We start from the raw sequence: 12384 nt of genomic DNA on the forward strand, positions 1-12384 counted from the left end.
CGGAAGAAAGGTAAGAGCCTTTGTATTCTCACAAATTCAAAAAGAAATTCAATGATCCACAATGCAACCTTTTCCCGGAAGGTATTCTACATCTATATTTAGGCAAGTCTCCTGACTTATGAGGTTGGTACGTTTCTTCCGCCTTCCCAGTTTTTCAACTAGTGGCTCATGGAAGTCACTCCCTCAATTACAGTGGCCGGACCGTCCAGGATTTTAACCTGGTTCCTTTTTAATCTTTACCCGCAAGTAAAGAACCAAAATATATAACTATTCAATTATTAAATCGCTTTCATTATAGTTTAATGGAAATAGAATTACAATAATTGAATTGGTAAAGTTTGCCTACAAAAAACGGATGATTTTTTATATAGAGATAAAGTGGGGGTTATCGCTCCTACGATTAAAAAGTCTCCAGGACTCATCATCCTCTTCTGAAGTGTCTGGGAATAATTCCAATATATAACTTTTCGATAAATAGACCTTTAGCCCACCTACTTCATCTGAGTCAATGATTTCAACAATCAAATGTTCTTTTCCTAAAATATCCTGCTATGCGTTGGTAGTACCATTAGTTCAAAATGCTTCTTATTCATTTGGTAAATTAATCCTCTTATTGAACTAACCTGCCTCGTTTGTTCAATAAGAAAAAGCTGCCTAAGCAGCACGAGGATCTTCAACTAAAGCACCCGTTAGTTGAATAAGCTCTAACGACTATTTAACAGGTTATTTAATTTAATTAATGCTTCATTTATTTCTTTTCTTAGTTGTTGTTCTGATATTTCGAATGGAGTCTCTTGTCCAGGAAGACACTCATGCCAGTAACAATCTGCTGATTCAAATACCCCATTCAGAATTTCAAATAAGGGTTTGCCCATTATATCATCCGATCCTTTAAACACTTTAAAATATTGTGTTTGAAATTCATCTGCTGACATCTTCTCTTCTAAAAAATCCACCATCAATTTTTTGTATTTGTTTACGTCCATTTTTCCCCTCACAATAAGTAACTTTTAATTTTCTTCTCTCTACTGCTTTACTTGCTTTATTATTGTACTAAACTGCCCCTTTAGTTCAATAAGAAAAAAGGTTCACTCCTTATTGAAGTAAAGCACTTCGTTAGTTGAATAAGATTTATTCGTCCTCAAAGTCATCCTCGGCCTCTTCTTCTGATATTAAAATAATAAATTCTTTCAAATTAAGGGCATATTCTTCAAGTTCTACATCTTCGTGATACCAAATATAAATCTCATTCTCCATTCTTCCGTTATTTACTTTAAAACATAATTTATCTCCCGAACCATCTTCACCGATTGAAATAAGGTCTTTCGACATATCTTCTTCTCTGACTTCGTTGTTTTGTCTAACAACATCATCCCAAGTCTTTCTTGAATTTCTATGGTCTTTGATAGGATAAAGTGTCCATTCACCTATTTCTGCATTATTGATTAACTTGAAAAGTTCCTTATATTGTTCTGGGAAGACTGCATCTAACTTATTTTCTGTTGCCTTTATGTCTGATTCATCAACGCCTATTTTCCTTGTATGTATTAGTCCTATTACATCTTTCATTAAATAACCTCCCTGTTAGTTTTATGAAATATCCAAATTTTATAATGCATGTCCTTGTTCAACTAACCTGTCCCGTTAGTTCTATAAAAAAAAGGGCTGTTTAAACAGCCCGATGAACTTTAACTAATGCACCCGTTACTTTAAAATCACTTTCCAAGATTTTGAGGATTCTCAACATATAAGCCTAACACATACCCACAATTCGAGCAGTAAAATGAGGAAACCTATTGCAACAGCTGTGCCGTCTTCTGATTATTAAAAATACCACCTATTTAGAATTCGTTGATCCAGCCATTAGTTACCGAAAAAATCTGTTGTGTATCTCTATTACGAATTTTGTACATGGTCATAAAAATAATCCATCCTTTCTCTCTCTCAATAGATGTTTCCATAACTTATCTAATAGTTTTGACTATATAATATTCCTTTTAATTAATACGAGAATGTCTCATAATAGGATTTAGGGACTATTTAGAAGGAGATAATAAAAAGGAGATTGTGCCTATGAATCTATTTAGTTACGAACTAACAAGATTAGTTGATGATTATTTCAAGTGTGACTGTCCTAAACTGAAGTCTCAGATACGGGAAGATATTCAATTGTTAACTGATGCTTTTATACAAACCGAAGAAAACAAACAACTTATATAATAATCCAGTTTGCCTCACACTTCCTTTTATGATGACAGTAAGCATTATGGTGAGGGCAAACCTCCCATGTAGAATTATAAGGTTTTGTATAAAAACCTAAATTATCGAATCGTATTACGCTTACTTCCTTTTCCCCAAGAATTTTAGGTCCTATTTCAACATTTCCTTGTTCAACTAACCTGCCCCGTTAGTTCAATAAGAAAAAAGAGCTGCCAAAGCAACTCCACGATCTTTAACTAAAGCACCCGTTAGTTGAATAAGGAAAATGTTTATCTCTTTCGCTTTTCTAGCCAAGGTTGAATTTTCTTTTCAATTAATTTAACTCCAATATAAGCATCCAAGACACCAACTAATAAAACAATAATTATCATACTTATACCAGTAGAATCAGCATTTACAATCGGTTTGAAAATTCTAAAAACGACAGATAAAAGAATGGGTGATGTTATTACAACCCAAACAACTACAAAAATGTTAACCACTTCAAACGCCTCTTTTAATATTTATTTTAGGATAAGATAAAAGTTTTCTTTAGCTAACATGCCCCGTTAGATGAAAAAGAAAAAAGGGCTACCAAAGCAGCCCAAAGATTTTTACAAAAGCACCCTTTAGTTGAATAAGAAAATATCCGTCTTATTCAATAACCAAAAGCTTAACTTGCTTCCAACCTCTAATAAATATTAGTAGAAGGAAAAATGTAATAGCAAATGTAATCGGTCCGTACAATGCTAATTCCCCTATCAATTGTTCTCTCGAGGGCATGGCTAAATCAGTCAAATTTGGAGAATCGAATGTACTCAAAAGAATAGCTACAAGGTTTATTACTGCATGTAAAATAATTGGTATCCAAATGTTTTGTTTCAATAGATAAAAATAAGCTAACATACATCCCATAAGAAATGCATGAGCTATTCCAATGAAACCACTATGTACTATGGCGAAAATAAGAGAAGAAATTAATATTGCAGTAATAGGCTTAAATCTTTTTGTTAACTTTCTTAGCACTATACCTCTAAAAAACAGCTCTTCCCATATTGGAGTTAATATCGCTGTAGAGATTATAGGTATTATTAAACTTAATGCACTCCTAGATACGGGTTCAATATTTTGTTCAGAAAGAAAGTTAATAAAATAATCAAAAAGTGATGGGAATAGAATAACGAACAGCGTAAAACTAATTGCTGCTATGAAAGTAAAATTAATTTTTAAAATGATACTCAAAGAGACATATTTTGCCCATTTGATACCTGACATACTCTTTTTAAGAGAAACATTATTAAATTCAATTCTATACTTTTTAATTTGGTAGATGAAATAAATCAAGATGGCTATTTTTAAAACTAACACAAGTGTTCCGTTTGGATAATTCTTTAACATAAAACCAAAAAAAATTATTCCCGAAATCACTATAGACATATAAAAAAGAACAAATGACGTAATATTAAATTTCCGATAATTGTCTACATCCATTTACAAATCTCCCCCACTAAATTTTACCACAAAAAATCTTATCTCTTATTGAACTAACCTGCCCCGTTAGTTGAAGATGAAAACGGAATACTATTTCACCAATTTAATATCAACATTAAAATGCTTGAAATGAGGAATACAACAAAAAAGGCAAGGATGTAATATGTTTTTCCTTGTTGCTGTGTCTTATGTTTCTTTTCATAATCCTTCCAACCAATAAACACACCCAAAAACATTCCTATAATTCCAAAACGTAAAATCGCTATAAAATAATCAAGAAACGGTTTATACGTAATTAGTTGACCACCGTTATCTACCTCTTGAATTTCTTTGTAACTAACAAATAGAATGGAAACAGCCAATCCGAACACTAACCCATACAGACCTGATTTTCTTAATACTTTTTCCATAGTTCTCCCATCTCCCTTCTCCACAAAATGTCCCAATTGTTGAACAAAAGTTATACCACACTCTTCAACTAACCTGCCCCTTTAGTTCAATAAGAAAAAAGGCTTCACCCCTTATTGAAGTAAAGCATCCGTTAGTTTAAGTACAATTTTTCACAAACTTCGTTAATTATTTACTATATTTTGTTCCCCAAACTTTTCCTTCGTGTTTATTAAAACTAAAATCATATTTACTACACTTAATAATAGAACAACTAAAAACATATAGAAGATAATTGGGTCTCCTCCAGATGGAACTTCATCCGCTATATATCCCGAAATAAACATATTTACTCCCGATACGATACAAGAAACAAATACCAACATACTGACTGAATATCCACTTATAACGGACTTTTTCAATAATATTAAAATTAATGTAACTAACAAACTAAAAATAAAAACACCAATTGAAAATTTAAGATAATAAAAAACATCTACTAACATTAATTCAGCTCCTTTTCAAATTTGACGTTTACACATATTACCAAGTTCCACAATGATAACCCTACTCATTATTTTCATAATTCCTCGAGCAGTTATTCAACTAGACTGCCCCGTTAGTTCAATAAGAAAAAGGGCTGAATAATCAGCCCGATGATCTTTAACTAAAGCACCAGTTAAATAGTTGAAGTGTAAAGTCATCAATTTAGTTTATATAGTGGTTCTGCAAGAAAAATATAAAGTTGTTTTAACTTAAATTATTTCCCCATAAAGCATTTAGAAATACCATATATAACGTGAAGAATCCTGTTAATATAGTGAAGCTTAACGGGATAATTCTTAAGGTTTCGTTTTTTCTAATTGTTATTATAAAAATAGCAAAAGAAAGGATTGCAACAACATAAAAAAGATAAATCATAAGATAGTGAGTTAGTGGTCCCAAAAATAATCCAAGTACCGCAAATTGAATTAAAAAGGCTAATATAGAAATAGCAACCCACTTTAGTCTACTTTTGATGGATACTATATTTTTAATTGAGAAAAGTACTGAAATTAATACAATTGCAACAAGCAGCCATTCATACAAGTAGAACAATGATTCTTTGTGGACGGCAAAATAATATCCAAGAGCGGATAATGGTATGATTGTGAGCAGTAAATATCCATTTAGTTTGAGATAAAAGGTTTCGTTAATTTTCTTCTCCTCCTTTTAAATTCCCCATTTACGCCCAGTATTAAGATAACAGTCCAATTAATTTTAACAGATAATTCCATAAATCAAAATAATTTCTTTTAGTAAACTGACCTCTAAGCCACCCATGCAGCGAATAATCACTGCACCACAAAGGATGAAAATTTGTTCTTAATGGGTATAAATCACTACGGATGACGAAGAAGGTCGATGAACTATGGTGCCATAGAGCCCAACCGTTAGTCTGACTCCAACGACCACGGTGCATCACAAAACTGTCGCCCCAATATGAGTAGCACTTACGGGATATTTATCCTACTTTAGTTACTGCACCAGACTTGCCTTTATTCTTAGTAGATTGGAGATACTTCTCGATTTACTTACCAACTCCAAATAATTTCTCTTAAGGCTCAGCTTTTTTCGGGGTCCTTTTGATATGCACTATTATTGATTTTGAGCGTTTTTTAATTTTCATGTGAGTTCAATAAGTTAAAAAAAGAGCGTTATTCCTACTCGGATCATCGCAACTTTATTTCAAAACTACAATAGAATAAAAACCTCGTATTTTGTTTGATCAAAATACGAGGTTTCACCTGTTAATTACTATTCATTTTTATTTAATAGCTCCCAGCTAAACTGGCCAAAAGCCTTTTCTGATTGTGACACCCTACGTTCATATTGTCGAACTAACCTATCGAACGCAATAAATTCACTTCACAAATTGGATTGATTTCTGATTCCTCTGCCACACGACACTTACCAAGATTGTAATCCCTAGTACGACGAATCCTAGCAAGAAAGGATATATAATATTCACGTCATATAAAACACCAGCAAGTAGCGGTCCAACTACGTTACCAATACTCATATAGGCGTTATTCATCCCCATCGCGAAGCCTTGTTCATTACCTGCTAGCTTTGAGATCAGCGTATTCAGCACTGGTCTCAAAATAGAAGTTGCAAGGAACACCACTAACGTAATCATAAAGAACAGCACATAGGTGGAGGCAAATAAAGATAAGAAGAAACATAAAGCTGTCAGGGCGATAAAGAAATTCAAAATGATTCCTTCACCATACCTTCGAACGAGACGATCCACCACCAATAATTGCATCACAACGCTGACAATCCCTGTTGACGTCACCATCACTGCAATCTGTTTCGGTGTTGCGCCAAATTGATTATCCACAAACAGACCTAATACCGATTCATATGCCATCAACCCAAAACTCATGACGAGTGTAATAACAAGTGGGATAAAATAAGGCTTTTGTACAGACTGTGCAAGTTTTTTCACCATTGATTCCTGTTTAACTGCGCCTAAAACATCTCCAGTTTCCCTGCTTTCCTTCAATACAATTATTGAGAATATCACAGACAACAACGATACCAATGCGGAAACGAGTAATGGAAGCTTCAAGTCATAATCCGCCAAAAACCCTCCGATTCCAGGTCCAATGACAATTCCGAGTGACATCGCTGCGGAAATGTAACTATTCCCTTTTGCACGCTGATCCATAGTCGTAATATCTGCTACATAAGCGAAAATCGCAGGAATTAATAAGGCTGCTCCGATACCGCCTATCACTCGCGATGTATACAGCACCCATATTGAATCCGAGAAATAAAACACAAACATGGAAAGCGTTAATCCGCTTAGACCTGCAATAATCATCTTCCGTCGACCAACTTGATCTGCCCACTTACCGGCAATCGGTGACATGACGAACTGTGCCCCCGCAAAGATGGCAATCATAAGACCTGCCGCCATGCCCCCTTCACCAATCGACATTAGATAGGCTGGCAGTATCGGAATGATTATGCCAAAACTCCCTATTGCGATAAACATATTTATCATTAAAACAATTATTTTCTTTCGTTGATCTTGCATCATAACTATTCCTCATCTCATTTAACATACTTTCCTATCTAACCCTACCTACCAGTCAAACGTCAACTCTTTCGGTTCATTTACTTGAAATGTAATCTTTTTTTATGTTGGGTACGATTGTGACGAATTAAACAACTTTTTCGACTATATTCGACTTTATTCATTATTTGGTAGGTAAAATCCTTCTTATCAACTATAATAAAAAGGAGTACTAGCTACTATAATACAAAAATATTGTTATATATTGTAAAACCTTGAATTATTTACTTAAGACACTTTGCAAAAACCTTATTATAAAGGGGGGATTTGAATGCAAGCACAACAATTAAATTTACAGCTAATTGAACAGTCGAAAATGCGATGTGAAGAATGGGGATTGGATCCGACGATTATTCCCGACCCTTTTGAAATTGGCCATGAACAACTACAACAAATTCAAAAAGAAAATAAAGAAGTCTTGAAAGTGGTGGAATTTTTTATTCCAGAATTTTTGAAGATGGTAAAAGGAACTCCACTTTTGATTGTTGTTACCGATAATCAGGGCATCGTTACCTATATGGAAGGTGACAATACGATTAAAGATGTCATTCAACAACTTGGCTTCAGAACAGGCGTTCAGTTTACGGAGAAATACAATGGAACGAATTGTATCAGTCTTGCACTGAACCACAATCAACCGGTGGAAGTAGTAGGCTCTCAACATTATCATGATTTCCTCTATCAGTCGGCTTGTTATTCCGTGCCAGTTACAGATCATCGTACGAACGGCACTCTTGGAACAGTTTCCATTATGACCGCTTTGAATTTTGAAGACCCTCTACTCCTTTCCTTGCTTTCGATTGTCGGAACGAGTATCGAACGTGAAATCCAATTGCAAGAACAAAACAAAGATTTGAATGTGCTGAACCAAGTGTTAACGGAATCCTCACATACTGCCATGATTTTGACGGATCATTATGGTCGTATTATGGAATTTAATCCATATGCAGAAAAACTGACAGGATTGAAACGCCAAGATGTGATTAAAAAGCCTGCGTCTGAGCTGGCTATTCTTAAGGATTGGATAGATCAAATCATCCAAACGAAAGAAAGCTTCTCCGATATCGAAGTGAAATTCCAAAAACCGGATTCGTCAAAAGAAACCATATGTCTATTTGACGGCCGTCCAATTTACAGTGTGAATCAATATTTCATCGGGACAGTCTGCAGTTTCCGGGACATAACGGAACGCTATGAAAACCAATTGATCATGCAACATCACGCACATCATGATGATTTAACAACATTGCCTAATAGACGCTATTTCCATAACTATATAAATGGCATTCTGGATTCATCCGATGGGAAAAATATTTCATTGGCGGTTTTCCTGCTAGATCTTGATCGTTTTAAATTAATCAATGATACATTGGGTCATGCAAAAGGTGATACGTTACTTGTTGAAATCGCTCAAAGATTAAATCATTATTTACTCGACAAAGGAAAGCTGTTTCGAATGGGTGGCGATGAGTTTACCATCGCTTTGACAGATTTCAATTCAGTTGATGAAATAAAAAAAATTGCCGACGATATTATTGAAGTCGTTCGGAAACCATTTTTCCTTCAAAACCTGGAGTTTCATGTTAGCACGAGTATCGGTATCGCCCTCTATCCAAATGACGGGTCAGATATCAATACCCTATTCCTACATGCAGATACTGCTATGTACCGTGCAAAAGATCAAGGGAAAAACGGTTACTGCATATACAATTCGGATATGAACGAGGAATCTCTCAAGAAACTGACGCTCGAATCGGAGCTCGAATTAGCCATAAAAAATAACGATCTTATCCTGCATTACCAACCGCAGATTGATTTGCACACTAAGCAAATTGTGGGAGTTGAAGCCTTATTACGCTGGAATCATCCTGAACTCGGACTTATTCCTCCAGCTGATTTCATTCCACTAGCTGAAGAAATGGGATTGATGGTACATCTTGGTGAATGGGTACTCAATCACGGCTGCCGTCAAATGAAAAAGTGGCACGATCAAGGCATGACGTCATTGAAACTATCCATCAACTTGTCTCCTCAGGAATTTTTAAAGCAACGTCTTGTGGATAAAGTCAAACAAGTATTGCAAGAAACTGGGCTTGCACCACATGGTTTGGAACTGGAAATCACGGAATCTATGACAATGGATGTTATTCGTTCCACATCAATCTTGGAAGAATTGCATGAGCTTGGTATCCAGATAGCCATGGATGACTTTGGTACAGGCTACAGTTCACTTAACTACTTGAAGAACTTCCATATTCATCGTCTGAAAATTGATCGAAGTTTCATTCGTGACATGCTGAATGGACCGAAAGATGGCCAAATCGTTAGCACCATCATTTCCATCGCACATGCGCTGAATCTAAAAGTCATTGCAGAAGGCGTAGAAACAAAAGAACAGCTTCATTTCCTTGAAAAATTACAATGTGACGAAATACAAGGCTACTATTACAGCAAACCGTTATCAGCTACCGATCTCGAAAAAAAATATGAATTTAATTCATCTAGAGGTGTCATTCATCCATGAAATCAATTGCATCATTATTGGTCGAACACTTAAAATCATTTCAAGTAACTCACGCATTCGGTATTCCCGGTAAAGCGGTTGTTCCTCTTCTCCTTGCAATGGAAAAGAACGAACTTGAATTCGTATTAAGCAGACACGAATCTGGCGCTGGCTTCATGGCTGCAGGTTATGCACGCCAGAACAATACGCTTGGGGTCGCGGTCGGAACTTCAGGACCAGGTGGCACGAACTTGCTGACTGCTGCTGGACAAGCAAAAGCCTTCCACCTGCCGGTACTTTTCATTACTGGACATCCTTCAGTCAAAGATTCAGGACGTGCCATGGGTCAGGATTCCAGTATTTTCGGGACAGATCTTGTAAAAATGTTTGAACCAGTTACTCTTTTCAGCGCAAGAGTCGAACGAGCTGATCAGTTCCAAGTATACTTCCAGCATGCACTTCAAAAAGCACTGACTGGAACAAAAGGTCCTGTTCATCTTTCCATCCCTGCTGACGTGTTGATGGAAGAAATCGAGCCCTTTACATTATCGCTTCCGGCCTTGGAACCGGCGGTCTCGCCATACATGGGAGAAGTGAAATCCTTGCTGGAGCAAGCGAAAAGACCTCTCCTGTTCCTAGGGAAAGGTGTGCATATTTCACAGGCTTATGACGAAGTTAGCCAACTTTCACTTCAATACAATGTGCCCGTCATCACTACACCGGGCGGAAAAGGAACAATTCGCACTGACCATCCGGGTTACCTCGGTCCTTTCGGATTGGGGGGAACGCAAGCTGCGACTGATTATTTAAATGAAGGCGTTGACTTGTTAATTGTCATCGGAACGAAACTGACGGATATGACGTTAGCCGGTTTCACTCTGGACATGGCGCCTGAACAAATCATTCAATTTGATATTGAAGCGACATTTATCGGCCGGTCACTACCTGTTCCTACCCTGCCTGTCATTGGGGATGCAAAAACGAATCTACATGCCATTCTTGACCCGGCATTTCGTGAAATTGCGGCAACAACTTTCGCTGAGAAAGAAGCAATTGAAGTTGACATTCTTCCTTCAACTACCGAAAGATTGTCAGCAGTTACTGCTGTCCAATTGATGCGCAAACATCTGCCCTCAGAGACCATACTGTATGGGGACGATGGAAGTCATACTTTCTACGCAATCGAGAATTTCACGATTGAACAAGAAGGTACATTCTTTATGGATGATGTCTTCGGGACAATGGGACATGCAATCGGCTACGCCATCGGTGCTAAATTTGCAGATCCCAACCAAGCCATCGCCTGTCTGACTGGCGACGGCTGCATGATGATGCACGGCACAGAAATATCAGCCGCTGCATGCCATGACCTGCAAATTCCATTTATCATCCTGAACAACGGTCGCTTAGACATGGTCGACAAAGGCATGCGCTATAATTTAGGGCGATCAGTCGGAACGGTTTACGAATACCCAGCAAACTTAAGCCTATTCGGCGAATCACTGGGTGCAGCATCTTTCCGTTGCTTCACTGCTCAACAAGTTGAAGAAGCCCTGACCTTCGCAAATGTTAACAAAGGGCCAACCGTCATCGAAATAATGGTGGACCCTGAAGAAATCCCACCTACTCTGAAACGCGGTTAATAGATACCCCACCAACTTTTTTCGAGTTGGTGGGGCTTTGTTTTGTTAACTAAAGAAGTGTCACGTTAATTTTGATAAAAGGTTGCTGTTGTTTGTTGGAAAATGCCGTTTCAAACAAAAGTTGCGTTTTTTCCAACTAACATTTCAGATTCCCTAACTAACAATCAGAATTTTCCGACTAATTAGCAGTGGTTATGTTCGGAAGTCTATAATGGGTGTCTGGTATTTTTCTTTATATTAGAATTATAAAAGATTCCATAAATACAAAGAATTTCATGATAAACTAGAATTATCAGAACAGGAGTGATCACAATGCGCGTAGCCATTTTCGACTTTGACGGTACACTGTACCCGCAAGAAACATTTACATTAATGATGAACTATATGAAGAAACACCCTGTCCACTCATCAAAATATCAATCATTTTACCGAGCGCTTATGAAGCCATACCTTGCCTATAAAATGAAAATATACCCTGAAAATAAAATGAAAGCCAAATCAATGCAACTCTATCTAGACGCATTCAAAGGTATGTATCAACGTGAAATCGAAAAATACTTTGAGGATATGTCCCGTGATATGCACAAAGACCTTAACTGGAATGTTGTCGATCGTTTGCAAAAGCATTTAATCGAAGGTGACCATGTCCTTCTCGTGTCAGGTGCTTTCACTCCCATGCTAAACGAAGTTACCCGTGACTTTGCTATTCACGATGTCATTGGTACAGAAATTCCAATGCGAAACGGCAAAATCGATACAGATACTGGCATTTACCATATCCAAGGAGAACGAAAAAACGAAATGATAGAGAAAGCACTTGAAGGCATGGAGATTGACTGGGAAAACAGTTCAGCTTATGGCGACAGTATTTCAGACATCACCGTTTTGGAACTTGTTGGAAATCCGGTGGCGGTCCGTCCCGAATCCCGACTGAAAGCAGTAGCTGAAGAACGCAAATGGGAGATTATTTGGTAGACAGAAAAGTGGAGAAGCCCACTATAGCTCGACTCCAACGCTGGAATGGCCGAATCGAAAAA

10 protein-coding genes and 1 riboswitch are annotated in these 12384 nt (G+C 36.9%); of the genes, 3 read left to right on the forward strand and 7 right to left on the reverse strand.

Annotation, left to right across the window (positions count from 1 at the left end; all coding sequences use genetic code 11):
* Positions 1-83 precede the first annotated feature (83 nt).
* Positions 84-274, reverse strand: a riboswitch (cobalamin riboswitch).
* A 430-nt stretch (positions 275-704) separates the two neighbouring features.
* From HMPREF1210_RS08035 to HMPREF1210_RS08065, 7 genes are all read right to left on the reverse strand, one after another.
* Positions 705-986, reverse strand: coding sequence for a colicin immunity domain-containing protein (locus tag HMPREF1210_RS08035; RefSeq protein ID WP_016428150.1), 282 nt, complete (start codon positions 984-986; stop codon positions 705-707).
* Positions 987-1131: 145 nt separating this feature from the next.
* A complete protein-coding gene (locus HMPREF1210_RS08040; protein ID WP_016428151.1) occupies positions 1132-1569 on the reverse strand; it encodes an SMI1/KNR4 family protein in 438 nt (145 codons plus the stop codon).
* A gap of 920 nt (positions 1570-2489) precedes the next feature.
* Positions 2490-2702 carry a hypothetical protein gene (locus HMPREF1210_RS08045; RefSeq protein ID WP_016428153.1) on the reverse strand — a complete coding sequence of 71 codons (213 nt, stop codon included), beginning with the start codon at positions 2700-2702 and terminating at the stop codon, positions 2490-2492.
* Positions 2703-2853: 151 nt separating this feature from the next.
* On the reverse strand, positions 2854-3690 hold the full coding sequence (locus HMPREF1210_RS08050; RefSeq protein WP_016428154.1) for a CPBP family intramembrane glutamic endopeptidase: 837 nt from the start codon (positions 3688-3690) through the stop codon (positions 2854-2856).
* A gap of 95 nt (positions 3691-3785) precedes the next feature.
* Positions 3786-4100, reverse strand: coding sequence for a hypothetical protein (locus tag HMPREF1210_RS08055; protein ID WP_016428155.1), 315 nt, complete (start codon positions 4098-4100; stop codon positions 3786-3788).
* A gap of 162 nt (positions 4101-4262) precedes the next feature.
* The gene (locus tag HMPREF1210_RS08060) at positions 4263-4583 is read right to left on the reverse strand and encodes a hypothetical protein (protein WP_016428156.1); all 321 of its coding nucleotides are present in this window, start codon (positions 4581-4583) and stop codon (positions 4263-4265) included.
* Positions 4584-5980: 1397 nt separating this feature from the next.
* Positions 5981-7165, reverse strand: coding sequence for a tetracycline resistance MFS efflux pump (locus HMPREF1210_RS08065; protein ID WP_016428157.1), 1185 nt, complete (start codon positions 7163-7165; stop codon positions 5981-5983).
* Between the two features lie 307 nt (positions 7166-7472).
* Between HMPREF1210_RS08065 and HMPREF1210_RS08070 the strand changes: the two genes are divergently transcribed.
* The 3 genes from HMPREF1210_RS08070 to HMPREF1210_RS08080 all read left to right on the forward strand — a co-directional run bounded on the left by HMPREF1210_RS08070 (position 7473) and on the right by HMPREF1210_RS08080 (position 12322).
* The gene (locus tag HMPREF1210_RS08070) at positions 7473-9725 is read left to right on the forward strand and encodes an EAL domain-containing protein (protein ID WP_016428158.1); all 2253 of its coding nucleotides are present in this window, start codon (positions 7473-7475) and stop codon (positions 9723-9725) included.
* Complete coding sequence (locus HMPREF1210_RS08075; RefSeq protein ID WP_016428159.1) at positions 9722-11347, forward strand: thiamine pyrophosphate-binding protein; 1626 nt, start codon at positions 9722-9724, stop codon at positions 11345-11347. The genes HMPREF1210_RS08070 and HMPREF1210_RS08075 overlap by 4 nt, the downstream gene beginning before the upstream one ends.
* Positions 11348-11659: 312 nt before the next feature.
* On the forward strand, positions 11660-12322 hold the full coding sequence (locus tag HMPREF1210_RS08080) for an HAD family phosphatase (protein ID WP_016428160.1): 663 nt from the start codon (positions 11660-11662) through the stop codon (positions 12320-12322).
* Positions 12323-12384: the final 62 nt, after the last annotated feature.

This window comes from Paenisporosarcina sp. HGH0030 (assembly GCF_000411295.1).
Lineage (GTDB): Bacteria > Bacillota > Bacilli > Bacillales_A > Planococcaceae > Paenisporosarcina.